This window comes from Acidovorax sp. CF316 (assembly GCF_000276605.1).
Taxonomy (GTDB): domain Bacteria; phylum Pseudomonadota; class Gammaproteobacteria; order Burkholderiales; family Burkholderiaceae_C; genus Acidovorax.
Map to the genome: position 1 here is coordinate 26,388 of NZ_AKJX01000098.1, position 24,628 is coordinate 51,015.

24 protein-coding genes are annotated in these 24,628 nt (G+C 68.6%); 11 read left to right on the top strand and 13 right to left on the bottom strand.

Features of this window, described 5'->3' with window-relative positions; genetic code table 11:
- Positions 1-14 precede the first annotated feature (14 nt).
- The 3 genes from PMI14_RS09605 (at position 15) to PMI14_RS09615 (ending at position 3,018) form a co-directional block, all read left to right on the top strand.
- Complete coding sequence (locus PMI14_RS09605) at positions 15-1,688, top strand: response regulator (protein WP_007853304.1); 1,674 nt, start codon at positions 15-17, stop codon at positions 1,686-1,688.
- A gap of 182 nt (positions 1,689-1,870) precedes the next feature.
- Complete coding sequence (locus PMI14_RS33470; RefSeq protein ID WP_007853305.1) at positions 1,871-2,728, top strand: hypothetical protein; 858 nt, start codon at positions 1,871-1,873, stop codon at positions 2,726-2,728.
- 17 nt (positions 2,729-2,745) lie between these two features.
- Entirely contained in the window at positions 2,746-3,018 is a 273-nt protein-coding gene (locus PMI14_RS09615; RefSeq protein ID WP_007853312.1) for a DUF3253 domain-containing protein, read from the top strand.
- Between the two features lie 324 nt (positions 3,019-3,342).
- Here PMI14_RS09615 and PMI14_RS09620 read toward each other — a convergent pair whose 3' ends face one another.
- The 6 genes from PMI14_RS09620 to PMI14_RS09645 form a co-directional block, all read right to left on the bottom strand.
- Positions 3,343-5,430: a hybrid sensor histidine kinase/response regulator gene (locus tag PMI14_RS09620; RefSeq protein ID WP_238541824.1), complete on the bottom strand. Its 2,088-nt coding sequence runs from the start codon at positions 5,428-5,430 to the stop codon at positions 3,343-3,345.
- A 422-nt stretch (positions 5,431-5,852) separates the two neighbouring features.
- Positions 5,853-8,456 carry a bifunctional diguanylate cyclase/phosphodiesterase gene (locus PMI14_RS33475; protein ID WP_007853317.1) on the bottom strand — a complete coding sequence of 868 codons (2,604 nt, stop codon included), beginning with the start codon at positions 8,454-8,456 and terminating at the stop codon, positions 5,853-5,855.
- A complete protein-coding gene (locus PMI14_RS09630) occupies positions 8,457-8,933 on the bottom strand; it encodes a hypothetical protein (RefSeq protein WP_007853318.1) in 477 nt (158 codons plus the stop codon).
- Between the two features lie 177 nt (positions 8,934-9,110).
- Entirely contained in the window at positions 9,111-9,503 is a 393-nt protein-coding gene (locus tag PMI14_RS09635) for a hypothetical protein (RefSeq protein WP_007853320.1), read from the bottom strand.
- Positions 9,504-9,550: 47 nt separating this feature from the next.
- Positions 9,551-10,033 carry a hypothetical protein gene (locus tag PMI14_RS09640; protein WP_146187936.1) on the bottom strand — a complete coding sequence of 161 codons (483 nt, stop codon included), beginning with the start codon at positions 10,031-10,033 and terminating at the stop codon, positions 9,551-9,553.
- A 125-nt stretch (positions 10,034-10,158) separates the two neighbouring features.
- Positions 10,159-10,677, bottom strand: a complete 519-nt coding sequence (locus PMI14_RS09645) for a DUF2059 domain-containing protein (RefSeq protein WP_007853322.1) — start codon at positions 10,675-10,677, stop codon at positions 10,159-10,161.
- A gap of 234 nt (positions 10,678-10,911) precedes the next feature.
- Here PMI14_RS09645 and PMI14_RS09650 point away from each other — a divergent pair, with 234 nt between their 5' ends.
- From PMI14_RS09650 to PMI14_RS09665, 4 genes are all read left to right on the top strand, one after another.
- The gene (locus tag PMI14_RS09650) at positions 10,912-11,928 is read left to right on the top strand and encodes a GNAT family N-acetyltransferase (RefSeq protein WP_007853323.1); all 1,017 of its coding nucleotides are present in this window, start codon (positions 10,912-10,914) and stop codon (positions 11,926-11,928) included.
- Positions 11,929-12,078: 150 nt separating this feature from the next.
- Entirely contained in the window at positions 12,079-12,297 is a 219-nt protein-coding gene (locus tag PMI14_RS09655) for a hypothetical protein (protein WP_007853324.1), read from the top strand.
- Between the two features lie 24 nt (positions 12,298-12,321).
- Positions 12,322-13,113, top strand: coding sequence for a YkgJ family cysteine cluster protein (locus PMI14_RS09660; protein ID WP_007853325.1), 792 nt, complete (start codon positions 12,322-12,324; stop codon positions 13,111-13,113).
- Positions 13,114-13,332: 219 nt separating this feature from the next.
- Positions 13,333-14,259 (top strand): hypothetical protein, encoded by a 927-nt coding sequence (locus PMI14_RS09665; RefSeq protein WP_007853326.1) that lies wholly within the window; start codon positions 13,333-13,335, stop codon positions 14,257-14,259.
- A 39-nt stretch (positions 14,260-14,298) separates the two neighbouring features.
- Here PMI14_RS09665 and PMI14_RS09670 read toward each other — a convergent pair whose 3' ends face one another.
- The 6 genes from PMI14_RS09670 to PMI14_RS09690 all read right to left on the bottom strand — a co-directional run bounded on the left by PMI14_RS09670 (position 14,299) and on the right by PMI14_RS09690 (position 19,610).
- Positions 14,299-14,613, bottom strand: a complete 315-nt coding sequence (locus PMI14_RS09670) for a hypothetical protein (protein ID WP_007853327.1) — start codon at positions 14,611-14,613, stop codon at positions 14,299-14,301.
- Between the two features lie 89 nt (positions 14,614-14,702).
- Positions 14,703-16,112 (bottom strand): type II toxin-antitoxin system HipA family toxin YjjJ, encoded by a 1,410-nt coding sequence (yjjJ, locus tag PMI14_RS09675; RefSeq protein ID WP_007853328.1) that lies wholly within the window; start codon positions 16,110-16,112, stop codon positions 14,703-14,705.
- Positions 16,113-16,244: 132 nt separating this feature from the next.
- Positions 16,245-17,663: a leucine-rich repeat domain-containing protein gene (locus PMI14_RS09680; RefSeq protein ID WP_007853329.1), complete on the bottom strand. Its 1,419-nt coding sequence runs from the start codon at positions 17,661-17,663 to the stop codon at positions 16,245-16,247.
- Positions 17,664-17,785: 122 nt separating this feature from the next.
- The gene (locus tag PMI14_RS09685; RefSeq protein ID WP_007853330.1) at positions 17,786-18,448 is read right to left on the bottom strand and encodes an alpha/beta fold hydrolase; all 663 of its coding nucleotides are present in this window, start codon (positions 18,446-18,448) and stop codon (positions 17,786-17,788) included.
- A complete protein-coding gene (locus tag PMI14_RS35565) occupies positions 18,445-18,597 on the bottom strand; it encodes an alpha/beta fold hydrolase (protein ID WP_007853331.1) in 153 nt (50 codons plus the stop codon). Before PMI14_RS35565 ends, PMI14_RS09685 begins: the two co-directional genes overlap by 4 nt.
- Positions 18,598-18,674: 77 nt before the next feature.
- Positions 18,675-19,610, bottom strand: coding sequence for a LysR family transcriptional regulator (locus PMI14_RS09690; RefSeq protein WP_007853332.1), 936 nt, complete (start codon positions 19,608-19,610; stop codon positions 18,675-18,677).
- A gap of 108 nt (positions 19,611-19,718) precedes the next feature.
- Here PMI14_RS09690 and PMI14_RS09695 point away from each other — a divergent pair, with 108 nt between their 5' ends.
- Both PMI14_RS09695 and PMI14_RS09700 read left to right on the top strand, forming a co-directional pair.
- Positions 19,719-20,627 (top strand): SDR family oxidoreductase, encoded by a 909-nt coding sequence (locus tag PMI14_RS09695; protein ID WP_007853334.1) that lies wholly within the window; start codon positions 19,719-19,721, stop codon positions 20,625-20,627.
- A 32-nt stretch (positions 20,628-20,659) separates the two neighbouring features.
- Positions 20,660-21,133, top strand: coding sequence for an AtaL-like protein (locus PMI14_RS09700; protein ID WP_007853336.1), 474 nt, complete (start codon positions 20,660-20,662; stop codon positions 21,131-21,133).
- A gap of 102 nt (positions 21,134-21,235) precedes the next feature.
- On the opposite strand, the gene PMI14_RS09705 is transcribed toward PMI14_RS09700, so the two are convergent.
- Positions 21,236-22,264 carry a hypothetical protein gene (locus PMI14_RS09705; RefSeq protein ID WP_007853337.1) on the bottom strand — a complete coding sequence of 343 codons (1,029 nt, stop codon included), beginning with the start codon at positions 22,262-22,264 and terminating at the stop codon, positions 21,236-21,238.
- Positions 22,265-22,518: 254 nt separating this feature from the next.
- Between PMI14_RS09705 and PMI14_RS09710 the strand changes: the two genes are divergently transcribed.
- Complete coding sequence (locus tag PMI14_RS09710; RefSeq protein WP_035203068.1) at positions 22,519-22,845, top strand: hypothetical protein; 327 nt, start codon at positions 22,519-22,521, stop codon at positions 22,843-22,845.
- Between the two features lie 95 nt (positions 22,846-22,940).
- Positions 22,941-24,608: a PAS domain-containing methyl-accepting chemotaxis protein gene (locus PMI14_RS09715; protein ID WP_007853339.1), complete on the top strand. Its 1,668-nt coding sequence runs from the start codon at positions 22,941-22,943 to the stop codon at positions 24,606-24,608.
- The last annotated feature ends 20 nt before the right edge of the window (positions 24,609-24,628 follow it).

Here is a 24,628-nt window from a genome sequence, read left to right on the forward strand (position 1 = left end):
CACGGATGTCGCGCATGGATAGCCGGGTTCTCATATTGGCGCCGCATGGCCGTGATGCGAAGGTCATCGCATCGGTGGTGTGCGGCGATGGATTTGTCTGCGTCCAGTGCCCCGATGCCGCATCGCTGCTGGCAGAGCTTGCGGCAGGGGCCGATGCCGCCATCCTGACCGAAGAAGTGCTTGCCGGCGGCCTGGATGAATCGCTGCGGCAGTACCTGGCAGGCCAGCCGGCCTGGTCGGACTTGCCCTTCGTGGTGCTGGCCACGCGCCAGGCCAGCCGCCGGTCGGTGCGCGCCACCGCCTCGCTGCAGGAGCTGGGCAACCTGGTCATCCTGGAGCGCCCCGTCAACCCCGAGACGCTGGTCAGCGCGGTGCGCTCCGCCCTGCGCGCGCGCAAGCGACAACACACCACACGGCTGCACCTGCACGACCTGAACAATGCCAAACAGACGGTCGACCGCATGAACGCGGAGCTGGAGAGCCGCATCGCCACACGCACCAGCGACCTGGCCAGCGCCAACGACCGCCTCACGCGCGAGATTGCGGACCGCGAGCGCATCCAGTCCAAGGTGGTGCAGGGGCAGAAGCTCGAAGCCATCGGCCGGCTCACCGGCGGCATCGCGCACGACTTCAACAACCTGCTGCACGCGGTCAGCCTGAACCTGCAGTTCATCGCCCGGATTTCCACCGAACCGCGGGTGACCGACTACGCCCGCCGCGCCAAGGAATCGGTGGACCGCGGCGCCCGCCTGACGGCCCAGCTGCTGTCCTTTGCACGCGCGCAAAGCCTGATGCCGCGCCTGCACGACGTGAATGCCATGGTGCTCAACCTGCGCGAGCTCATCGAGGTATCGGTGGGCTCCAAGGTGCAGGTGCAGCTCGACCTGAGTGAAGAGCCTGCATGGGTTCTGCTCGATGGCGCACAGTTCGAGATGGCCCTCTTGAACATGGCCGTCAACTCGCGCGACGCGATGCCCGATGGCGGCACATTGACCATCCACACCGCGCTGGCCGCAGCCCCGGGCAACGCAGGGGGTAGCCGCCAGGTGCACATCAGCGTGCAGGACACCGGGTGCGGAATACCCGAGGCATTGCAGGCCAAGGTGTTCGACCCGTTCTTCACCACCAAGGCAGAGGGAGAAGGCACGGGGCTGGGGCTCAGCCAGGTCTATGGCTTCGCCAACCAGTCCGGTGGCGGCGTGGAGATTCAAAGCACCGAAGGAGAAGGCACTACCGTCACCCTGCGTTTCGCGCAGGCAACGCCGATCCGCGAACACGATGCGGCCTCCCCCACCGCTGCGCAAGCCCCTGCTCCATCCGAGGCGCGAACCGAGGTGCTGGTGGTGGAAGACGACGACGCCGTGCGCCAGGGCATCGTCGAAGGCCTGCGCCTTTTGAACTACAGGGTGCGCGAAGCCTGCGACGGTGAGAGCGGCCTGCGCGAACTGCACCGCCGCGTGCCGGACCTGCTGATGGCCGACTACCTCATGCCCGGAATGAACGGCGCCGAATTCATCTCCACCGCCCGCAAGATGCACCCCGGCATCCCCGTGCTGATGGCCACGGGCTATGCCGACATGGCCGAGGTGGAAAAGCTCGTGGGCCCGCAGTCGGTGCTCAAGAAGCCCTTCGACCTGGAAACGCTGCACACCGCCGTGGGCAACGAGCTGGCGCGCGCACGGGGTTGAGCGGCCGCCCGCGACAGCGGCCAGCGCCATGGCTGGCGCCAATGCCCACCAGCCCATTGGCAGCAGGCACCGCGGCAACCCCGCTGGCAGGCACGAAGCACGGCAGGTGACGGGCGTCACGTCCTGCCACCTTTGTGGGATTCCTCTGCACGCCCTGCCTCGACATACTTCGAATTTTTGCCATGACCAACATCATCACCACGCCCTTGACCTCTTCGCCCGCAGCGCCGCTGCACCGCCGCTGCGCACCCCTCGCCTGGCTGGTCCTGGCGGCATCGCTGGCGGCCTGCGGGGGTGGTGGCGGTGACACAACGCCCGCCCCCGGGCCTGGCCCCACCCCTACCGAACGCTTCATCATCGGCGGCACGGTGACCGGCCTGGCACCCGCCTCGGGCACCAGCGGCAGCAGCCGGCTGGTGCTGCAGAACAACGAGGGCGACGACCTGCTGCCCACGGCCAATGGCCGCTTCGTGTTTGCCACGCCGCTCGCGGCGGGCAGCGCCTATGCGGTGCGGGTGAAGTCGCAGCCCAACGGCCAGACCTGCACCGTGGCCCAGGGCAGCGGTGCCATGCCGGGTGCCGCCGTGGACTCGGTGCAGGTGAGCTGCGCCGCAGCGGTCTGGGGCCTGCCCGAGGGCACCTGGGTGCGCGAAGCCTGCAACAGCCCCTCCCCCGGCCAGGGAACCCGCAACATGTTTCGCCTGACACGCCAGGACGAGACCCGCGTCACCGTCAACCAGGCCACCATGGCGTACGCCAACGCCCAGTGCAGCGGCGCCGGCACCGTGCAGTCCGAAAAGGAATACGCCCGCTTCGAAGTGGACCGCAAGGAAACCCGGGGCGGCATCACCGCCTTCTGGGGCAACTGGACCTACAGCGTGGACCCCACCCGCCCCACGCGTGCCGTTCTTGCACGCTCGGGCCCCTACCTGTGCTGGGCCGCTGATCACTTCTGGGCGCAGTTCTCCACCATGGACGATGTGGAGCGCCTCGTGGGCAACACTACCCAGCAAGGCCTGTGCTACGTGTTGCCGGAGTGACCACCAGGTCTGTCCCCTTGAACCACGCAGCCATTGAACGGGCCATCCTGGCACTGCTCGATGGGCGCGCGCCGGGCAAGACCATCTGCCCTTCCGAAGTGGCGCGGGCACTGGCCGGGGATGCCCCAGCGCAGTGGCGCCCCATGATGCCCGCCGTGCGCGCCGCCGCCGACCTCCTGGCGCGCGAAGGCCGCCTCCGGGTCCTGCAGCGCGGGCAGGCGGTGGCCTCGGCGGTGCAGGCGGTGGGGCCGATCCGGCTGGCCAGGCCCGCCCCGCCAGGCCCCGGGTGAACTTGCCATGCGGATGGTGCTATGCGGCCGCTGCCGCATAGCCCTGCAGGCGGGGTCTTTGCGCTGGCACCGGGGCAGTAGCACGGCGGCAGTGTTGCCCCACGACAGCACGTCGGCAATGCCGCCGTGCTCCTGACACCGGCCAGCTTCAAAAGCGAAGTGGTGACGGGATCGAAGGGAACAGGCCAGGCGCAGCAGCACCCCGAACTTCATCAGCCATGTTGGCCGATCTTCCGATCAATCCCTGTAGCCGCGCAGGCTGCATTCGTGTCAGGAACGAGGCCACGGCCGATGACGTGGCCACCAAGGCGCGGCCTGGTGCGGCTAGGTTGCAGACTTGCCGATGGCGGCATGCAGCATCTGTGGCGTGCAGGGCTTGGGCAGCACGTCAAAGCCCAGTTGCGAGATGCGGGCCAATTGCTCGGCATACCCCGTCATCAGCAGAACCCGCTGCGCAGGCCATTTCTCGCGGATGTGCCTTGCCAGGCCCTCTCCGTTGAGCTCACCTGGCATCATCACGTCAGACAGCACCAGGTCGGGCCGCTGGCCTTCATCCAGCAGGTAGATGGCTTTGTCGGCGCGGTCCACCCGAGTGACGCTGCATCCCAGCGACTGCAGCAGGGGAACCAGCGACTCGGCCACCTCGTCGTTGTCCTCCACCAGCAGCAGGCTCATGCCCAGGGGTGTGAACGATGTGTCGGAGGCGGGCTCATCCCTGGGTGCCCTGGGGGCCGTGCTGGGCAGGTACAGGCTGACCTTCGTACCCTTGCCCACTTCGCTGGCGATTTCCGCGTAACCACCTACGCCCTGGCAAAAGCCATACACCTGGCTGAGGCCCAGGCCCGTGCCTTCGCCCACGGGCTTGGTGGTGAAGAACGGCTCGAAGACCTTGTCCAGATCGTCCTGCGCAATCCCGCTGCCGGTGTCGGACACTTCGATCACGACCATCTCGATTTCCTGCCCCGTTGTCGCCACCCGCCGGGGCCCGGCATTGCGCACCTGGATCGACAACGCGCCCCCCGTGGGCATCGCGTCGCGCGCATTGATGCTCAGGTTGAGCAGCGCCAATTCCAGCTCGCTCAGGTCCAGGAACACCGGCGCGGTCGAGGGGTCTACCTGCACCTCCAGGCGCACACGGCTGCCCAGCACCGGAACGATGAGGTCCTGGATGGCCGGGAGCTTGTGCTGCAGCTGCACGTACTCCGCGACCAGGGGCTGGCGCCGCGAGAAGGCCAGCAGCTGGCGGGTGAGATTGGTGGCCGACTTGACGGCGCGCGCGATGGAGTCAATCTGCCGCATGCCCGCCTGCGGCACCGTGCGCTTGAGCAGGTGCAGGTTGTTGCTGATCACCATCAGGGCGTTGTTGAAGTCGTGCGCCACACCCCCGGTCAGTCGGCCCAGTGCCTCGAGCTTCTGCGCCTGGCGCAGCGCCTCTTCGGCACGCTGGCGGCTTTCGGTTTCCTTCTCCAGCTCTTGCAGCGTGTCGTGCGCAGCGCGAGCGCTATGCAGCGCCGTCCTTGCCGTGATGACCAGGGCAGCCACCGGCAGCGCCCCCATGGCGAACAGCAGCGCGAGCTGCTGAAACAGCTCGTGCAGCGGCACGTTCAGCCGCATCGCCGTGGACACGTACAAGGGATAGTCACCGACCTTGCGGTAGGCAATCACCCGCTCCTTCTGGTCTATCGGCGAGAAACCCTGCAGGCGCCCCGAGTCCTCGCCGGCGCGCAGCCGCTGCATCACGGGCGCGTTGGGCTGCAACCTGTCGGGGGTGTTGGCGTTGTGGGGCCACCGGGTGTAAACCTCTCCGTCGCCACGGAAAAGACTCACCGCCAGATTGGGCTCATCCGCCACCAGGTCCCCGTAGAAATCGTAAAAGTAGGACGTGAGCAAGGCCACGTTGATGACCCCGCCAAATTTGCCGGCGTCATCCTCGAAGGCGACACTGACATTCAAGACACGCTCGTTGGAAGTCCGGGTCACGAGCGGCTTGGACAGATGCGCGCCCGGGCGGCCCTGCAGGTGGTGCTGAAAATACTCACCATCGGACAGATCAACCCCCGGAAACGGGAACAGGCGGCTGCTGGCAATGGGACGACCCTGCGCATCCAGGACAAGGATGGACTGGATCTGCGGCTGGTCCACGGTGCGCTTGCGCAGCTCTTCGTGCAGAAATGCCTCGATGCTGTGCAGCGCCTGCGGATTCTTGCCGTTCACCAGGGAGTAGGCCTTTTCCATGACCGCCTCGGACGTGGCCATGACCTTGGAGGCATGCTCATGCGCAACACGAAGGGAACGGGACACACGGGCATCGGTTTCGTCCGTGGCCCGCAGAAACCCGACGACCCCGAAGATGGCGTAGATCACCAAGGGAACCACGACGCTCAGCAGCGCCATCAGGCGCAGCCAACGCACCGACTCTGCTGCCTCTCTGGAGCCCCTGCCCCCGGCTCTTTTTCTTGTCAACATGGCTTGTCCTAGCGAGCGAGTCAATGAAATTCAACACCGATGGAGGCGCCTGGCTTAAGTGCCACACGGTACCCGCAAAAGGACGCGGCACAGCACGCCATCGCAAAACGCCAACGGAAACGGCCGGTTCGTACCGGACCCAACCAGGGCGAGCCCCTGGGCACTTGATGCGCTGTCTTGATCAAAGTGTCTGCGCCGTTGCAGACGCCCGCCACATTACGGGCCGTGGTCACTACTGAATGCGGTGCAACCAAGGGGTACCGACCGGGCCACCCGGTTGCCCTTCTCCTGCTTCGTGCTGAATTGCGACCAATCAGTATGAATGGTAACTGCAAAGTCACGCAGCCGCTGCCTCTGCAGCGCAAGGCTCAGCTGCGGGACGGGCTTTGGGGGTTCTCGGCGCGGGACCACAGACTTTCGAGTTCGGCCACCGTCTGCGGCTTGCCGTAGAGGTAACCCTGCAATTCGTTCACGCCCAGGCCCTGCAGCAGGTCGGCCTGCATGGGCGTCTCCACGCCCTCTGCCACCACCCGCTTGTCCAGCGCCTTGGCCAGGGCCACGATGGCAGTGGCAATGGCCAGCGCGGGGCGGTCCACGCCAAAGGCAAACACGAAGCTCTTGTCGATCTTGAGCGTGTCGAACGGCAGGCGGTTCAGGTAGCGCATGGCCGAGTAGCCCACGCCGAAATCGTCCAGCGCAATCGCCACGCCCTGCGCACGCAGCGCCGCCAGGCGCGTGACGGCGGCGTCCACGTCCTGGATCAGCGCGCCTTCGGTGATCTCCAGCTCCAGCTCTCCGGGGCGGATGCCGAACTCCTGCACCAGCGCCTGCAGCGCCCCCGGAAAGCCCGGGTCGGCCAGTTGCACCGGCGACAGGTTCACCGACAGGTGGCGCACCGGCACCGCGGGATCGGCGCGCCACAGCGCAAACTGCTGCAGCGCCTGGCGCAGCACCCACAGGCCCAGCTCGAGGATGAAGCCCGACTCCTCGGCCAGTGCGATGAAGACGTCGGGCGACACCAACCCGTGCTCGGGGTGGCGCCAGCGCAGCAGTGCCTCGACCGAGGCGATTTGGCGGTCGTGCGCGCCCACACGCGGCTGGTACACCACGAACATCTGCTGCGCGGCCAGCGCCTGGCGCAGGTCGTGCCTGAGCGCCAGCCGCTCGGCCTGCTGGGCGGCCAGCGCGGGCTCGAACTCCACCAGCACATTGCGGCCCGCGGCCTTGGCGGTGTACATGGCCAGGTCGGCGTGCTTGAGCAGCTCGTCCTGCGACCTGCCATGCTCGGGAAACAGCGCCACGCCCAGGCTGGCGGCCAGCGGCAGCACGCGCGGGGGCACGCTGTAGGGCACGCGCACGGCCTGCATCACGGCGTCGATGTCGGCCCGGAACATCCCCTGCGCATCTGCCGGCAGCACAAAGACGAATTCGTCCCCGCCCGGGCGGGCCATGGCCAGCGCACGCGTGCCGATGCAGTCGCGCAGGCGGCTGGCCACCTCGCGCAGCACACAGTCGCCCACATAGTGGCCATAGGCGTCGTTGATTTCCTTGAAGCCATCGAGGTCCATGTAGACCACGGCAAACGGGGTGCCCAGTGCCTGCGCCAGCCGGTCAATGGCCTCCACCAGCCCGAAGCGGTTGAGCAGGCCCGTCAGGCTGTCGTGGGTGGCGCGCTCGCGCAGTTGCTGCTCGTGCTGCTCGGCATGCAGGGCCACGGCCAGCCGCTGGCGAAAGGCGCCCAGCTCGCGCTGCGCCCGCCCCTGCGCCGCCGGCAGTTGCTCCAGGCGCAGCCACACGCGCTGGGTGCCGGTCTGGGCCACGGGCAGGTCGTGCCAGGGCCCTGGTTCCCCGGCGGGGTCGGCAGGGACGGCGCCGGTCTCGCTTTGCTGCAGCGTGCCATCGCCTGCCAACGAAAGCAGGTGGGGCCTGGGCGCGCCCGCCAGCCACTGCACCACGTCCACCCTGCCTTGCGCCGGCGGGAGGTGCAGGTGCGCCAGCATCAGGCGCACCACCTCGGCCAACGGCTTCTGTTCGATGATCGCCTGGTCCATCTGCGCGAGCACGCGGAACAGCGCCAGGTCGCGCCCCACCTCTTCGGTCATGGCGTTGAAGGAATCCGCCAGATCGGTGAACTCGCTGCGCTGGCCGGCAATCTGCACCTGGCGCGTGAAGTCGCCGCGCAGCACGGCGCGCGTGCCCGAGGTGAGCGCATCCAGCGGCCGGGTCAGCCGGCGCAACACCACCGAACTGCTCGCCAGCGCCAACAAAAACGCGATGCCCGCCACATTGCCCACCAGGGCTGCCACGCCAATGGGCAGGTAGCGCCGCACATCCGGCTGCAGCGTGGTGGTGAGGGTCCAGGCCGGTGCATCGAAGTACGGCGTGAAAAAGATCTCGCGCTGCGTTTGCACTGCGTGGGGGGTCTGCACCTCCACCCCCTGGCAGAAAGGCGCGGCCAGCTGTGGCCCCGAAAAACAGAGTTTGTGGGTGCCCGACTGCGCGTTCTCCCACAGGTAGTCGGCAGTGAAGCGACCGCGCACCACGGCGCCTTCGAAAGGCACGATCAGATCCACCGTGGGTGCAGCCCCGGGCTGTGCGGCGCCGGCCACCCGCAGGGCGCTGCGCCCCCCGGGCGCCAGCGCGGCCTCTGCCGGGGACAGCCGGTCCACGCGGGCGAAGACGGCGCCCAGCCGCTGGTCCGGCACTGCGGGCCCGGTGCCCCCCTCGGCGGGCAGCCCATGCACGTGCAGCAGGCTCTCGGCGGCGCGCAGGCGGTCGATGAGGTTGATGCCCACCGCCTTGGCCAGCTCGCCGCTGAGCTGCGCGGCCGACTGCTGCACCACGTACTCGGTGAGCTGATAGGCCAGCAGCGACATGGCGCCCACCGGCACCGCCACCAGCACGAAGAAGGTGGCCAGCAACTGCCGCCCCACGCGGCTGTGCAGGATGGCTTGGGCCGCACTCAGGCGCATTCAGTAATCCTCGGCCACGCCAATGAACCCCCCGTTGTTGGCGCGAATGATGTCATCGCGGCTGGCTTTGGCGGTCAAGGGCGTCTGGCTCTTGCCATCGGGGCCCATGCTGTACAGGTCGTAGTCGCTGTTGAGCGGGTGCAGGGATTTGTCCTTGCGCTTGTCGCCCACCTTGGCACCCTCCATCGACAGGTAGCGGTAGGGGTTTCCCCAAGGGTCCAGCCGGTTGTCGGGCACATCGGTCAGGCTCGCCGGAAACGCGTTCTTGAACTGCAGGTACCGGTCCAGCTTGATGCTGATCTCCAGGATGTCCTTCCTGGCGGCGGCGATCTTTGCGCGCTCGATATAGGCCTTGTAGCTGGGTATGGCCACGGCCGTCAGCAGCCCGATCAATGTGACCGTAATCAGAAGCTCCAGCAGCGTCACTCCCAGCGCGCGCAAGGCCCGCTTGTGGTGGCTGCCTATTCTGAAGGTCATGGCCGGACGCATTCACAAAATGCAGCAGCCCGTGGCGCCGGAAAAGCCACCGCACAGGCCGCACGCAGCATGCACCACGGCGCCAGGAGCCGTGTTTCCCTGACATTTTGTTTCATACCGCATGATATTCCACCGCCACCACCCAGCAGCGTAGGACGGCATCGACGCCGAAAACGCTCAGCCCGGCACGAACAGCATTTGCCCGCCCTGCCCCGGGCGGTAGGCAAAGCGCCCCGTCAGCACCACCTTGCCGCCCACGCGCGCGGCCCAGGTGTAGTCGCCCACGCGGGTGCCGGCGTTGCCGAAGTCGCTGGGGTAGTGCACGGTGCCCGCGCGCTCGCCACCGCCCTCGGGCTCGGCCGTGGCAGTGGTCGTCTTGCCGTCCGGCATGGTCACGGTGAACTCCACCGGCGCCTGCCGGGCGGCCATCCTGTCGCCCACGCTCAGCGCGATGGCCGGGCGCGCTGAGTACAGCACGCTTGCCGTTTGGGCCAGTGCGGGCGTGCCTGTGGCCAGCAGCACCACGGTGGCGAGCGCCACGCGGCGAAGGCAAAGGTGTATCGGCTGCATGGAATGCTCCTTTCTTGACATGGTGGATGGCCGCGCACGGGACTCGGTCAATCGCCGCAGGCCACCGTGCGCAGAGGGGGTAGCGAGGCAGGCTCCCAGGGCGCACGGCCAATCGTGGTGCCGCCGCCCCAGCCGTACTCGAAGCGCTCGCCACCGCCCACGGCGTGCCCGAAGGCGCTGATGCGCCCTTTGCCCACATCAAAGCCCCAGGCCTGCTGAAGGCGGTCAATGCCCAGCGGCGTGCCCGGCGGCAGCACGCGCACCAGCTGCGTGCCATGGAAACCGTCGTTGACGGCATCGCGGGGGTGCGCAGCCAGCACCAGCGCCTTGGCGTCGCGCACGGTGTACAGGCCGGCCTCCTGCACCAGCACCACCTGGGCCGGCGCGCGCAGGGGCAGGCAGCCGCTGTTCGACAGGTCATGCGTGCCCTGGCAGCCGCCCAGTGCGGCCATGCAGGGCAGCAGCGCCCACATCAACCGGTGCGGAGCGAGCCGCCCGTGCGCTGAAAGAACCGCAGACGCTTTTGCCATGCGTGCACTGTGCCGCAAGCTGCGCCCTGGCCAGGTAGGACAAGGCGCCTCGGTGGCTGCTTGCGATGGCATCCGGCCACGCCAGGCAGGTGGGCCCCTGCAGTGGCGGCCGCGACCCGGCTTGCCTACCGCTTTGCCGGCTGCTGCAGGTCCCTCAACAGCCCGCCGATCAGCGCATCCGTACGGGTCTGGGACTCGGCGTTCATCCACGCCGAGAAGGCCGCCATGGCCGCCTTGTTGGCGCGAACCTCCTTCTTGCCGATGGGGGACTCGTAGTGCGCCAGGATCTCGCGCAAGTCATCGGTCGACAGATCCGCACCGTAACTGGCAGCCCATTTGGCGGCCAGTTCCTTGCCGGAGAACATCTGCGCGCAGCGCTGCAGGAACCGGTCGAACGCAGCCTTGTCCCTGGCGCTGGCCTCGCCACCGCTCTGGGCGGCGATGTCGCCCAGCAGCTTGGCGCCGTAGCCCTTCAGCGACTCGCGCTGGTCGGCCAACTGTTTTTCAAACTGGTCCTGGATACCCTGCGCCGCCTGGATCTTCTGCACCAGCTCCTGCCGGGTTTCCTGGGCAAAGACCGTGGGTGCAGACACGCTGAGCAGGGCCGCTGCGGCGAAGTGGAGGACGAAGCGATGGGGGTGCATGGGTGATGGTTTCCGGTGGGACATACGACGAACAGGGACGCCCTGGATCGGGGCCCGCAGAATGTATCCGCCAGCGGGGCTGATCCGGCGCGTTCGCGCCCTCCTCCACCCGAATGGGTGAGCCTGTTGCGCACACCCCGCGGCAAGCTGCGCAAAGGCCTGCGCTACCATCCCCGGCAGACCGCCAGGGCGCGCCCACAGGCTGCGCGAGACCGGCTCCAGGACCACCCACCGATGCACACCCGCCCGCCCCCGCACGTGATCTTCCGGCCCTTTGCCGGCCCCTCGGACTACGAGGCCATGGTCGCCTGCGCCAACGCCAGTTTTGCGGCCGACCACACCGGGTTCTTTCGCACGGTGCACGAGGTGGCGCGCGACTACGCCGCCTTCACCAGCTGCGTGCCCGAGCGCGATGTGTGGATCGCCCAGGCCGGCACCGCGATCGCCGGCTATGTGCGATCGTGGAGCTGGGCGCAGGCCGACGGGCTGCAGCTGTACTCCCAGTTCGCTGTGGTCGCGCCCCAGGGGCGGCGCCAGGGCATCGGCACAGTGCTGCACGCCTGGCTGGAGCAGCGCCAGCGCACCCAGGCTGCGGCCGAGCACCCGGGCGCACCGCGGCATGCGCACCACGCCTACATCGTCCAGGGCGAGGCCGCACGTGCGGCCCTGCTGGAAAAAGCAGGCTACACGCCCGAGCGCTACATCTTCACCATGCTGCGCCCCACGCTCGATCAGGTGGCCGACTTTGCACTGCCCGAAGGGCTGGAACTGCGGCCCGCGCAGCCCGAGCACTACCGCGCGATCTGGGACGCGCATGGGCGCGCTTTCCAGAGCCATTGGGGCTATTGCCCGCCCGATGAAGCCGACTACCTGAAGTGGCTGAAGAGCCCGGTCTTCCAGCCTCACCTGTGGCAGGTGGCGTGGGATGTGCAATCGCACCAGGTCGCCGGCCAGGTGCGCAGCTACATCGACGCCGCATGGAACATGCACAACGGCCGACAGCGCGGCTGGACGGAGTTCATCAGCGTGGGCGAGCCCTGGCGCCGCCGCGGCCTGGCGCGGGCCCTGATTTCGCACAGCCTGCGCGCCCAGGCCGCCGCCGGCATGGCCGAATCGTGCCTGGCCGTGGACAGCCAGAACGGCAGCGGCGCCCACCGCGTGTACGAGGATTGCGGCTTTGTGCTGGAGCGACGCAACTGCGTGTACCGCAAGCCGCTGGCAATGGGGGCGGACAGGGGCGCGGGCGGCTGAGCACGGGGCAAGCGCTACCATGGCAGCCATCCGCAGAACATGCCGCCGCAACCCCCTTGCCAGCACCGGCTTCGTCCTTCGGGCAGACTTGCAGCTTGCCTCTCCAGAACAGCCCCTGAAAGACCCCACCGTTTGACCACCAAGCCCCATATGAAGACCATCGACGAGATGCTGAGCCTGGACCTGCTCACCCGCGACCAGCACTCCCAGATCAGCGCCTGGATTGCGCGCTCGGCCTCGCCCGAGGAGATACTGCAGATGCCCTCCGCCCTGTGGCGGGCCGTGGAGCATGCCAGCCAGGTCATGGGCATCGACGCCGACCTGCTGCGCCCGCCGGCCCTGGACGCGGGCGGCATGGTTACTGGCTAGCCCGCTGGAACCGAGGGACCGGCTGTGCAGCTGAACTTCGCATGCACGCAGTGCGGCCGGTGCTGCCAGAACCACCGGGTGCCGTTGTCGGTGCACGAAGCCACGGCCTGGCTGCGCCGCGGCGGCGATGTCCACCTGCTGTGCGATGCCATTGCCTGGCCCGCCGAGCCCGCGCAGGGCGATGCCCCAGCACAGTACCGGCGCCAGCGCAGCTTTGCCGCTGCCAGCGGGGCACTGCCGGTGCGCGTGGGCGTGATCCTGGCCGCGTCCTTCCCGGGGCGCTGCCCGCACCTGATGGGCGACAAACGCTGCAGCATCTATGCCGAGCGGCCACTGGTCTGCCGCATCTACCCGGCATCGATCAACCCCTTCGAGCCCCTGGGTGCAGAATTCAAGGCCTCGAAGGCCTGCCCGCCCGAGGCCTGGGATGCGCACGGCCCGGCCTTCGCACGCGCAGGCCAGCTGGTGGACGCCGCCACCCTGCCGCTGATCGACGAGGCCCGCCGCCGGGCCGTGCAGGAGATGCCCGCCAAGCAGCGCCTGTGCGATGCGCTGGGCATACGGGTCGCCGCCATGGCCAACGAGGGCTTTGCCGTGCACCAGCCCGCACGCGCCGAGCTGCTGGCGGCGCTGCAGCAGTGCAGCGACAGCGATGGCGGCGCCGCAGCCGACTCGCCCCCCGGCCACTGGCAACTGCTGAGTCCCCAGCCGCAGACGCTGCAGATACTGCACGAGGTGGGCGCGCAGGCACAGCACGCGCACCAGGCCGCGGGCCTGGCGGTGGAGTACCTGGACCTGCACGCCCCCACGCCCTAGGCGGCGGCGAGAGGGGGTGCACGCCCTTGCAGGTCTTTTGCGCGCCGATGCCTTGAGGGCAGGTCGACGTGGCCCCAGTGCCCGGCGTTGACGAAGCCGCCCACCTGCCAGCCGGGACTTCATCCACAGCTCACACAGACCCGCCACACTGCCGGGCAAGCCCAACCCCGCGTGTACTGCCGGCAGTACCTGCGCCCTGAAGAAAGCGCCTGCCAAGCCATGTCATCCGCCATCAATACCCTTGCGCTGGTGCTGCTGGCCTGGTTCGGCCTGCTGGCCTTCTGGCTGTGGCGCCATCCGGAGGAATGGGCGGCGCTGGGCGTTGGTCGCCTGCAGCGCTACAAGGCCCTGTCCAGGACGCGGCCCTTTGCAATCTGGATTGGCCTGCCCGGCCTGTGCCTGGCCACGGCGGCGTTCACATCGCACCACGCCGGCCTGGCCGAGGCCTGGGAGCAGGCCCGGTGCGGCCCGCAATGCCCGCCCCTGCCGGCCGAGGAACTGCGCGTGCGGGCCATCAAGTCCTACCTGCATATCCTGCTGGACCTGCGCACACCCGCCAGCGATGGCCTGGGCTATGACCAGTTGCTGCTGCTGCCCACGCACCTGGACGCGCAGGGCCTGGTGCAGGGCCTGTACGACGCGACGCTGCTGACCACCCTGACCGCCGGCGCCCAGCCCCTGGCGACCCATGCCGCCATCGATGCGCTGCACGGCGATGCCCTGGCCTCGTACCCCACGGTGGTCGGGCTCTCGCTGGCCCACCGCACGGCGCTCGTCGTGCCCCTGGTCGGCATGCAGCCCCTGGGCCCGCAAGGCCTGCGCGAGCGGGAGGGCGTGGCGGACCGCATCGGCCGCTGGGAGCGCCTGCGGGGCTACGGCGGCCACTTCTTCGAACTTACCGAGTACTGGGACCTGGACCTGTCCTGCTGCATTGAGCGTGGCCCCGGCACCAGCCGCGCCAACGCGCGCCAGCGCATGCAGTATGGCCTGCAACGCATCGCGGCCACCCGGCCCCAGGCCATCGCCGTGTCCAACCGGGGCCAGGTGCTGCTGTGGCGCGACGACCTGGGAGAAAAATCGGGTGTGTCCTACTACCGGCTGCCGTCCCATGGCGGCCAAGGCCCGCCTCGCCAGCGCGATGACTGATGGGGCCGCCCCGGGGCTGTGGGCCGGAGTCTTCCCTCACTAGCCGAACAGCACCAGCGCGCAGAGCGCCACCCCGAAGGCCAGCGCGGCCACCAGCGTACCCAGGAGGCCGCGCTGCCAACCCGCCAGGTCATCCCACTTGCTGGCCAGCGACAGGAAGGGGTGCCCCGTCAGCAGCTCCAGAAAGCCCGTGAGCGCGAACGCCCCCGGCAGCCCCACCACCACCAGGCCCCCACCCACGGGCACCTGGTGCCAATGCACGTGCACCCAGTGCACCAGCACGCCACACAGGCCCGCCAGCAGCCCTCCGGACAGCAGCTTGAGCGCGCCGCCGTTTCTCACCGGTCCCATCATCACAGGCTCCCTCCCATTTTTTTGGTCTCCCATTGTGATCCCCGTGGTGCGGCGCGCCCCAACCTGGAGTGGCCATCACCGCCGTCCCCTTACATCGCCAGCCGACCAATCCGCTCCTGCGCCAGCCCGACATGCGCCTTGAGTGCGTCGATGCACTGTGCAAAACCTTCGCTGAATCCGCCTTGCCCGCTCCCCCCGCGGGTCTGGCCGAGCAGCCGTGCAACAAAGTCCTGCGCCAGCGGCAGCGCCTGCCGCCAGGTGTGCGCTGCCACCTGCGAGCCGATGACCAGCGCCAGCGGGCGCACCGGCACCTCGCCCGCCGCCGTGGGCGCAAAGGCCATGGGCGTCATGTCATAGGCCGGCGCCAGCTGGTAGGGCAGCCCCCCCTCGGCCATGAACGACAGGTTGCCGCTGTGCATGTCGGTGTTGCCGATCAGCGTGCCAAAGGCCCAGAGCAGGCCGGCCGAGTCCACCGCCTGCGGCTGCACCACGCCTTCGCGCGCCAGGGCCGCCACCATCTCGGGCCAGCGCCCGCTCTGCCCCACGAACTTGGCGTCCAGCGCCGTCAGCGAGTGCAGTGCGCGCCGCCCCAGCGCACCCACCCGGTCAAAGCGCTCCACTTCCAGAAAGCGCTGCCCGCCATGGTCGATGACATGCGTTCGCGCCGCGGCGATGCCATGGTCCCGCAGCACCTGCAGCGCCAGGTGCTCCGCCAACAACAGGTCGCGCCAGCGCGCACTCACCGGGCTTTGCACCGCAGCACTGAACTTGACGATCACGTGCGCGGGCTCCACCAAGCCCGCAGCCGCCCCCCGGCCACCGCCACCCCAATGCGCATAGGCCGTGAACTTGGGCTGCTCCCCGCCGGCCGACGACCCCGCCTGCTCACCGCGCGACGCAGCCAGCGCCAGCGCCGCGTAGGCCCGCGCCTTGCCGGCCAGCGCAATGGGCGCCGGCTGGCCCGCGTTGATGAAGGCCTGCTGCGCCGCATCGCCCACCAGCAGGTTGCCGGGCAGGTCCCCGCCCTCGCGCAGCAGCGCGCGCATCACGTGCGCGTCGCTCCAGTCGGCCAGCCGCTCGGGCAGCCCCAGCGCAGGCCCATGCCGCTGGTTGTAGGCCCGCCCCAGGTAGCCCTGCGGCCGCATGTCGAAAAGCCACCAGGGCAAGCCATCGGTGTGCCCGTGCGCGGCACCATCGGCCTGCACCACCACGAAGCCCTCGGGGTACACCGGCACCAGCGTGCCCAGCCCCTGCAACCGGCCTTCGGCCGTCACCTGGCAGATCGGCGCCACCAGGTCCGCCCGCGCTGTATCGCGCAGCGCATACTGAATAGATCGGGCAGCCCCCAGGCGCAGCACATCCGGCCCCAGCGCCTGCAGCGCACGGGACACCGTGGGCTGGCTGATCTCCAGCGCATCTGCCAAAGCCCGCGCAGTCTTCAACCCGCTTCGCAGCAGATCACGGATGGGGTCCGTGTGGCGATGGGTGGGGGTTTCCATGCAGGTATCTTAGTTCATATGAATTGATTTATGAATAGATACTTGAATGAAAACAGGGAAAAACCAGGGCAAGACAGATGCCACCCAATGAGAACAGGAAGCAGCGAAGGGACCTTGCGACCAAGGGTGCCGTCACGCCTTCTTCTTGGCAAGCCGCGCCAGGGTGGCCTCATAGGCTTCCAGCACATCGGCCCGGGCCTCGGCGGCGGCATCGAAGCGGCTGGCCAGCACGGCGGCATCGGCCTTGCTGCCCAGCTGACCGATGGCCTTGAAGACCTTCTTCATGAAGGCCGCATCGCCGCCGACGATGTGCTTTTCAAAGCGCAGCAGGTCGATGGTCGGCTCCACCAGCTGCGGCGCGCCGGTCTTGCCCACCACGTCGAGCAGCTTCTTGTAGTGGTGCAGGTGCGCTTCGGAGAAGCCCTCGCGCTCGTTGAAGAAGGCGAGGAACAGCTCGGTGTATGCCGGGCCGGCCACCTGCAGCAGGATGCGCATGACCATGGCATGCTCGCTCTCCAGCTTGCCCGCGGCAAAGTCGTCGTGGTCGGGGTGCCGCGCCAGCGCCGTGTAAAAGCACTCGGTCAGCGGCGCGATGGTGCGTTCGCCGTAACTGCCCAATACGCCCACCAGCAGCTCGGCCTCCACCGAGTAGTGCGGGCGCAGGCCCTTGGCCACCATGGCGTGGAACGCGCCCTCGGCCGGGTGGGCCAGCACGCCACGCACGGTCTCTTCGTCGTAGTGGCTGTGCGCCAGGTTGAAGAAGGCCTCGCCCAGCAGCGCCAGGTCGGTGATGGCATACAGCTGCTGCCAATCCTTGGCCTGCATCAGGTCGGCCACGCGCCAGGCCTCGGCGTGCGCGGGATCGGGCACATAAGGTTCTTCGGGCAGCAGCAATTGCAGCGCCTGCTGTTCCTCGCGGTGCGGGGCATCGGCGTAGAAGCGGGTGAATTGCCTGCCCGCCAGCGGCGCCAGGCTGGCCACGGGGTTGTCGTGCACCTCCAGGTCCACCACCCACGGGCACGCAGCCAGCGGGGAGAGGTCGCGGACCTGGTTGCCCTTCACGCTCAGCCGGGCCAGGCGCGGGTAGCTCTGCACAAAGGACAGGTCCGTGAGGCGGCCACCCGACACGATGAGGCTTTCCAACCGCGGCAGGTCCAGCCCGGCCGGAAACGCCGTGAGCTTGCTGTTGAAAAGGTACAGCGATTCCAGCGCCTCGAAGCCGTTGAGGTCCTCGAAGTTGGAGAACGCGCAACCGTCCATCGAGATGTGCCGCAGGCGCGGCAGCGCGCGCAGCGCCTTGAGGTTGGTGAACCGGAGCCGGTCGAGCCGCAGGTAGCGCAGGCCGGTGATGTGGGCAATGCGCGCCAGGTCCACGGGATCGGCCATCTTGCTGCTGCGCAGCGACAGCTCCTGCACATCGTCGCAGCCGACGATCTGGTCCAGGTCTTCACTGGTGAACCGGTCCAGGGCCAGGCTCTCGGCGTGGTTGAGCACGGTGATGGAGGAGGAGATGCGGTCGGTCCATCTGGATTTGGATTTTGCGGCGGCCATGGGATGGGGCAATGGTGTCTGCGATCGAAAGGTTCCGTCCGATCATAGGAGGCCTTGGCGTGGCCCAATGGACATGTTGTCCAGCGGGCGCACGGCGCCATCGCGCAGATGCACCAGGAGCTTCACAGCCCGCCCAGAAACGCCCGCAGCAGCCGGTTGATGCACTCAGGGCGCTCCAGCGACGGCAGGTGCGCCGTGCCCTGCAGCACCGCGCCGTCCCCGTTGGGCAACTGCTGCGCAGCCATCTGGCTGCGCTCCTGGATGTGGGGAAAGTCCAGGTCGCCCCAGGCCACCCAGGCGGGCGCCTGGATCTCGCGCAGGCGGCCATGTACGGGCAGGTCGTCTGTCTCTGCGCCGCGCTGATTGCTGCTTGAAAGCGCGATGGCATTCATCTCCAGGAACAGCGCCCGGGCCCCGCCGCCCACGCGCTGGGCGGGCGACAACGGGCCATCGAGCCACAGATGTGCCTTGATGGCGTTGAGCAAGGGCATTTCCTGCGCCTCCTCGACTCGCTGTTGCTCGCGCAGCAACTGCGCAATCTCCTGCGCATGCTGCGGCGTTGGCGCACCGCTGAGGGTGGGCGCGACCAGGAACAGGCCTCGCACCCGGTCGGGGTGTGCCAGCGCCGCCTCCAGCGCAATGCGCCCGCCCTGCGAGCAGGCCACCAGCACCACGGGCTCTGCCACGCCCAGATGGTCCAGCACCGCCAGCCAGTCGGCAATGGACGAAGACGCGCTGCTGCGCACGGGTGAGCCCCCAAAGCCCGGGCGGTCGTAAGCAATCACCCGATGCGAACCAGCAGCGCATCCATCTGGGCCGCCCACATACGCCGGTCGCACACCGCCGCATGCAGGAACACGACCGGCGCGCCGCGCCCGGCAGTCTGCACCGACAGCGGCGTGCCTTGCGACTCGACTTTCAACGTTTGTGCCATGTGCAACCTCCGCGCCACGTTCTGGCCATGGGCGGAGTATGCGGTGGGCAACGATCAGCAGGCTTTCCTGGTCTCACTCACCCGCCCACATACGCCGCCAGCTCCTCCGGCGCCCCCTTCGGAAACGCCTCTTTCAAATGCTCCAGAAACGCCGACACCCGCGCGCTCAGCAGCCGGCGTGAGGGGTACAGCGCCCACAGCTCGATGTCCGGCCCCGGCACATCGCCCCAGTGCGCCAGGGTGCCGGCCGCAATGTCGTGGCCGACCAGGGAGATGGGCAGGCGCGCCACGCCCACGCCGCGGCACACGGCGTCGCGCACCATGATGAGCGAGGCCAGGCTGAGCACTGGGTCGATGGCGATGGTCTGCACCGGCGGCGGCCCCGCCGGGGCCCTGCCCTTGCCTTTCACCGGCGGCGCCATCTCCCACGTGCTGCCTTGCTGCACACCTGTGCCGCGCACAACCGCAGGCACGGCTGCGGTGCTGCCCTTGCGCGGCCGCGCCAGGCCGGGCGGGGCCACCAGCACCAGGCGGTCGCGCAGCAGCACGCGGCCGATCAGGCTGGCGTCGGGCAACGGGTTGACGCGGATCACCAGGTCGTAGCCCTCCTCCACCATGTCCACGCTGCGGTCCTCGGTGGTCACCTCCAGCCGCACTGCCGGGTAGCGCAGCGCAAAGTCGGCCGCCAGCCGGCCCATGGCGGTCTGCGAGAACAGCAGCGGCGCGCTGATGCGCAGGCGCCCGCGCGGCTGCTCGCCGCCCGAGGCAATCGCGGCGGCAGCCTCGTCGATCTCGGTGAGCAGCGCACCGGTGCGCTCGTGCAACGCGCGGCCCTCTTCGGTGAGCTTCACGGCGCGGGCGCCGCGCTCCAGCAGGCGCAAGCCCAAGGACGCTTCGAGCTCGGCCACGCGGCGCGACAGCGTGGCCTTGGGGCGCCCCGATGCGCGCGCGGCGCGCCCAAAGCCGCCGTGGCGGGCGACGAGGTTGAAGTCGGCAAGGGTGTGCAGGTCCATGGCGGAGTGTTCCGATTTTGAGACGATCTGTCCAACTATAACGGCTATCGGATCATGGATGAGATCCCTAAAGTTCGGGCTGTCAACCACCCAACCCGGAGAAATTCCATGACCACCGCTTCTTCCGCCCACCCTTCTTCTTCCCCCGCCATCCTCGTCACCGGTGCCACCGGCACCGTGGGCCGCCAGGTCGTGCAGCAACTCGCCCGGCGCGGCGCCAACGTGCGTGCCCTGGTGCGCGATGTGGCCAAGGCCGGCGGCCTGCCCGCCGGCGTGGCGGCCGTGCAGGGCGACCTGCTCGACGTGGATTCGCTGCGCGCCGCGTTCCAGGGCGTGGACACGCTGTTCCTGCTCAACGCCGTGGTGCCCGACGAGTTCACCCAAGCCCTGGTGGCGCTGAACCTGGCACGCGAGGCGGGCATCACGCGCATCGTTTATCTCTCGGTGATACATGCCGACCGCTATGTCAACGTGCCGCACTTTGCCGGCAAGTACGGCGTGGAGCGCATGATCGAGCAGATGGGCTTTGGCGCCACCATCCTGCGCCCCGCCTACTTCATGGGCAACGACCTCAGCATCAAGGATGTGGTGCTGGCCCACGGTGTGTACCCCATGCCCATTGGCGCCAAGGGGCTGGCCATGGTGGACACGGCCGACATCGCCGAGGTGGCCGCCATCGAGCTGCTGCGCCGCTCCCAGGCCAGCGGCCCGCTGCCCACCACGCGCATCAACCTGGTCGGCCCCGACACGCTCACGGGTGCGGGCGTGGCCGCCACCTGGGCCGAGGTGCTGGGCCGCCCCATCGTGCATGGTGGCGACGACACCGCCGCCTTCGAAGCCAACCTGCGCCACTTCATGCCCGGCTGGATGGCCTACGACATGCGCCTGATGGCCGAGCGCTTTCTCACCGACGGCATGGCGCCCGAGGCGGGCGACGTGGACCGCCTGACCGCGCTGCTCGGCCGCCCGCTGCGCAGCTACCGCGACTTTGCGGCACAGGTCGCTGCCCAGGCCTGAATGCCCCAATCAAACCATCCAGGAGAACCACCATGATCTATTCCACCGCCACCGTCCCCGTCAACCCCGCTGGCGAAATGCCACTCACCCGCGAGCAGGCCTGGGCCGGGCTCGTTTTGAAGGCCCGCGATGCGCGCCAGTTCCTGCCGCCCGGGCTGTGCACACGCTGCGACGTGGTCTACGAAGGGGCCGACCACATCGTGCGCGAGGCCACCATCGGCGGCGCCGAGTTGCGCGAGATCATCGCGTTCGAGCCCGGCCAGAAGGTGAGCTTCTTCCAGGCCACCGGCCCGCGCGAGGGCGTGATCGTCAACGAGCTTTTCGAGGACGAGGCAGGCGAGCTGCAGCTGCGCTTTTACTGTTACACCGGCCTGCGCGGCAAAGAACCAGGCGGCGCAGAGGAACAGGCCGAGCAGGCCTGGATGGACAGCGACAAGGGCTACAAGACCGCGCTGCTGTCCACCTTGGCGCGCACGCGCGAGCTGGTGGCGGCGGGCTCGCTTTGAGCACTGGATGAATAAAGACCAACGGCGCAGGCCACCAGGGGACGCACCGCCAGAGCTGCGCTCCCGCCGCGCCCTGCACCACGGCGCCGGAGGGGCTGGCGGCTACTTGTGCGGAATCGCAATCGGCCCACCCGGGCCCGGCCGCTTGACCACGCCCAGCGGGTTTTCACCGAACGCCACCCGCTCGCTTGTCGAGGCGTTCATGAGGGTGATGAAGAACGGCTTGAGCGGCACAAAATCGAAGTCCTTCTCCATCACCAGGTAGCGTGGAATGTTCTGGCCATCCAGCAGGCCGCTGCTGCCCAACTGCACCTGGCGGAAGCGGCGGCTGGCGGGGTTGGCGGAGTGCAGGCGCTGCAGTTCGCGCGCCGAAAGCGCCGCACGCGGCTGCACGAAGGCGCTTCTGGCCTTGAAGCGCACCCAGGTGGAGCCGCCGGGCGGGATGGCCGTGGAATTGGCGCTGACCGATTCGACAACACTGCCCGTGGGGCTGCCAGGCTTGGGCGCCCCCAGGATGGACAAGCGCAGCTCCAGCTGGTACGAGGTCTCGCTGCCCTGGTTCTTGACCAGCATGTCGAGCTGGTTCTTCGAGCCCGGCACTGCCTTGAAGTCGATGAATTTGAGGTTGGAAAACGGGCTGGGATCGCCCTCTTTCCACTGCGGCGCCAGCGAGGGGGCCAGGCCCGACTCCCATACGAAGTAGTTGTCGTCCTCGTTGGACTCGGTGACCGAATGGTACATGTCGGCCTGGAACATGAAGCCGTACTTCACGCCAAAATCCGCCTTGGTCGTGCCCTTGGGCAACTGCATCGAAAAGCCTTGCGCGCAAGCGTTTGTGCCGCTGGGATAGGCACCCAGGCCATCGACCAGGTAGGTCGTGAACGGGGTCGAGCCCGATGTCGACTTGGAAGTCTGCCCCGGGAACACCTGGAAGAACACCTTGAACGGCCCCGCTGGGCCGGTGGGATTCTGCGGATTCAGCGCCCGCTTCTCGGCGGGCCACTTGGGGTCGAGGTTGGCGTTGACCACTGTGACGTGGGCAAACCAGGGCTGCTCCGGGTCGTAGCACGGCATGCCAGGCGTCGCCTCTTCCAGGCCATCGAAATAGATCCGCAAATTGGGCTGTGGCATGCGCGTCCCTCGTGTCGTGTGTGGTTGGAGCTGCGGATGGTGGCATGCGGGCCGGGCGGCAGCAAGGCGCAAACTGTCTCTGTCTGTTAAAGCCGCTGTCGCCAGGGCACAGGGGCAAGGCCAGATTGCCATGCGGCGAGGCATGCCTCGGCTGTCCAGCCGTGCTCGCGCAGGGGTTGGCGGATGGGCTGGTTCTGGCGGTCTACCCCGGGCCCGGCCACACACTGGAATGCATGCGCTGCACAATGCACCCCATGCCCAGGCGCCCGCACCACAACGTCTATGTCGTCGAACTGTCGATGGCGGTGCTGCGCGAGCGCAAGTTCCTGCGCTGCAACCCCGGCTACATCGAGGGCAAGCCCTGTGTGTATGTGGGCATGACCGGGCTGGACCCGGATGTGCGCTTCGACAAGCACAAGGCCGGCATCCAGGCCAACCGCTTTGTCATGCTGTACGGCCTGCGCCTGCTGCCCGACCTGTACGAGGGCTTCAACCCCATGCGCTACGACGATGCGGTGGAGCGCGAGATCGAGATCGGCATCGATCTGCGCTCGGCGGGCTTCGGGGTCTGGCAGGCGTGAGGATTGACGCTCGTCAAGCAAACGTTGACCTTGGTCAAGGCGCCCCGCAGAGGAGGTCCGGACAATCGGCTGCATCGTCCAGCGGAGCCTTTTCCATGCGCCACAACCTGCCAGTCACCGGACAGGAATATGCTGTCCCCAAGGGCCAGACCCTCGTCTCCACCACCGACACCCAGGGCCGCATCACCCATTGCAACGCGGCCTTCGTGGCCATCAGCGGCTACACGCACGAAGAGCTGCTGGGCCAGCCCCACAACCTCATTCGCCACCCCGACATGCCCGAGGAGGCGTTCCGCGACATGTGGGCCACCATCGCCTCGGGCCGGCCCTGGTCGGCCCCGGTGAAGAACCGGCGCAAGGACGGCGACCACTATTGGGTGATGGCCAACGCCACGCCGCTGCTGCAGGACGGGCGCCCGGTGGGCTACATGTCGGTGCGCACCGAGGCCACGCGCGCGCAGATCGCCGCGGCCGAGCAGCTGTATGCCACCATGCGCCAGGAAAAGCAGGCCGGGCGGCGCGTGCACGGGCTGCGCTCGGGCCGCGTGCTGCGGCACACGCTGGCCGGGCGCGTGGCGCACGGGCTGGCCACACTGGGCCTGTCGGCCCGGCTGGCGCTGGCACTGCTCGCATTGCTGGCGGCCTCGCTGGCCACCAGCATGCTGCTGCCCGGCGCGGCCGGCTGGGCAGTGCTGCTGGCACTGTTCGGCACGGCCTGGTGGTACCTGGCGCGGCTGCTGGTGCGGCCCATCGCAGGGCTCACCCTGGCGGCCAACCGGGTCGCAGCCGGCGACCTGACGACCACCGTGCGCAGGGGCCGCAACGACGAACTCGGCGACCTGCAGCAGGCGCTGGGCCAGTTGTCGTTCAACCTGTGCGCCATCGTGCGCGATGCCCGCGATGAAAGCGAATCCATGCGCCTGGGCGCGCAGGAGATCGCCCAGGGCAACCTCGATTTGTCGGCGCGCACCGAGTCGCAGGCCGCCAGCCTGGAGCAGACCGCGGCGTCCATGGAGCAGATCACCGGCACCGTGCGCCAGAGCGCCGACGCCGCCCGCCAGGCCACGGCACTGGCCGACCAGGCCAGCGCGGCCGCCGCGCGCAGCCGCGAGGCGGTGGACAGTGTGGGCCAGACCATGCGCGACATCCAGGGCGACTCGAGCCGCATCGGCGAGATCACGCAGGTGATCGACTCCATCGCCTTCCAGACCAACATCCTGGCGCTCAATGCCGCAGTGGAAGCCGCCCGCGCCGGCGAGCAGGGCCGGGGCTTTGCCGTGGTGGCCAGCGAAGTGCGCAGCCTGGCCGGGCGCAGCGCTGACGCGGCCAAGGAGATCAAGCAGCTCATCGACCAGTCGGCCCACCGCGTGGAGCAGGGCCAGCAGCGCACCCAGGCGGCCCAGGCCACCATGGTCGAGGTGGTCGAGGGCGTGCGCCGCGTGGGCGCCGTGGTCGGCGAGATCAGCCACGCCAGCCAGGAGCAGCTGGCCGGCATCTCCGAGGTCAATACCGCCGTGGGCCAGCTCGACACCATCACCCAGGAGAACGCTGCCCTGGTCGAGCAGGTGGCGGCTGCAGCGCAGGGGCTGACGCGCACTGCGGGTGCGGTGGCGGATTCGGTGCAGGTGTTTCGGCTGGAGGCGGGGGGGCTGCCGGCGCGGGCTGCGGTGCCAGCGCCGGCACCGGCACCGGCACCGGCACCGGGTCAGCAGCGTGCCAGGTCGGCAGTGCAGTCGCGTGGCCGGGCGTTGACTGCGGTGTGATGCAAAGCTTCAGCCGTCAC

What these genes read in the sequence shown, in the direction of transcription:
- PMI14_RS09605 (WP_007853304.1), top strand. Translation starts at nt 15, where the DNA reads ATGGATAGCCGGGTTCTCATATTGGCGCCGCATGGCCGTGATGCGAAG.
- PMI14_RS33470 (WP_007853305.1), top strand. Translation starts at nt 1,871, where the DNA reads ATGACCAACATCATCACCACGCCCTTGACCTCTTCGCCCGCAGCGCCG.
- PMI14_RS33475 (WP_007853317.1), bottom strand. Translation starts at nt 8,456, where the DNA reads ATGCGCCTGAGTGCGGCCCAAGCCATCCTGCACAGCCGCGTGGGGCGG.
- PMI14_RS09630 (WP_007853318.1), bottom strand. Translation starts at nt 8,933, where the DNA reads ATGACCTTCAGAATAGGCAGCCACCACAAGCGGGCCTTGCGCGCGCTG.
- PMI14_RS09635 (WP_007853320.1), bottom strand. Translation starts at nt 9,503, where the DNA reads ATGCAGCCGATACACCTTTGCCTTCGCCGCGTGGCGCTCGCCACCGTG.
- PMI14_RS09640 (WP_146187936.1), bottom strand. Translation starts at nt 10,033, where the DNA reads ATGGCAAAAGCGTCTGCGGTTCTTTCAGCGCACGGGCGGCTCGCTCCG.
- PMI14_RS09645 (WP_007853322.1), bottom strand. Translation starts at nt 10,677, where the DNA reads ATGCACCCCCATCGCTTCGTCCTCCACTTCGCCGCAGCGGCCCTGCTC.
- PMI14_RS09650 (WP_007853323.1), top strand. Translation starts at nt 10,912, where the DNA reads ATGCACACCCGCCCGCCCCCGCACGTGATCTTCCGGCCCTTTGCCGGC.
- PMI14_RS09655 (WP_007853324.1), top strand. Translation starts at nt 12,079, where the DNA reads ATGAAGACCATCGACGAGATGCTGAGCCTGGACCTGCTCACCCGCGAC.
- PMI14_RS09665 (WP_007853326.1), top strand. Translation starts at nt 13,333, where the DNA reads ATGTCATCCGCCATCAATACCCTTGCGCTGGTGCTGCTGGCCTGGTTC.
- PMI14_RS09670 (WP_007853327.1), bottom strand. Translation starts at nt 14,613, where the DNA reads ATGATGGGACCGGTGAGAAACGGCGGCGCGCTCAAGCTGCTGTCCGGA.
- yjjJ (WP_007853328.1), bottom strand. Translation starts at nt 16,112, where the DNA reads ATGGAAACCCCCACCCATCGCCACACGGACCCCATCCGTGATCTGCTG.
- PMI14_RS09680 (WP_007853329.1), bottom strand. Translation starts at nt 17,663, where the DNA reads ATGGCCGCCGCAAAATCCAAATCCAGATGGACCGACCGCATCTCCTCC.
- PMI14_RS35565 (WP_007853331.1), bottom strand. Translation starts at nt 18,597, where the DNA reads ATGGCACAAACGTTGAAAGTCGAGTCGCAAGGCACGCCGCTGTCGGTG.
- PMI14_RS09690 (WP_007853332.1), bottom strand. Translation starts at nt 19,610, where the DNA reads ATGGACCTGCACACCCTTGCCGACTTCAACCTCGTCGCCCGCCACGGC.
- PMI14_RS09695 (WP_007853334.1), top strand. Translation starts at nt 19,719, where the DNA reads ATGACCACCGCTTCTTCCGCCCACCCTTCTTCTTCCCCCGCCATCCTC.
- PMI14_RS09700 (WP_007853336.1), top strand. Translation starts at nt 20,660, where the DNA reads ATGATCTATTCCACCGCCACCGTCCCCGTCAACCCCGCTGGCGAAATG.
- PMI14_RS09705 (WP_007853337.1), bottom strand. Translation starts at nt 22,264, where the DNA reads ATGCCACAGCCCAATTTGCGGATCTATTTCGATGGCCTGGAAGAGGCG.
- PMI14_RS09710 (WP_035203068.1), top strand. Translation starts at nt 22,519, where the DNA reads ATGCCCAGGCGCCCGCACCACAACGTCTATGTCGTCGAACTGTCGATG.
- PMI14_RS09715 (WP_007853339.1), top strand. Translation starts at nt 22,941, where the DNA reads ATGCGCCACAACCTGCCAGTCACCGGACAGGAATATGCTGTCCCCAAG.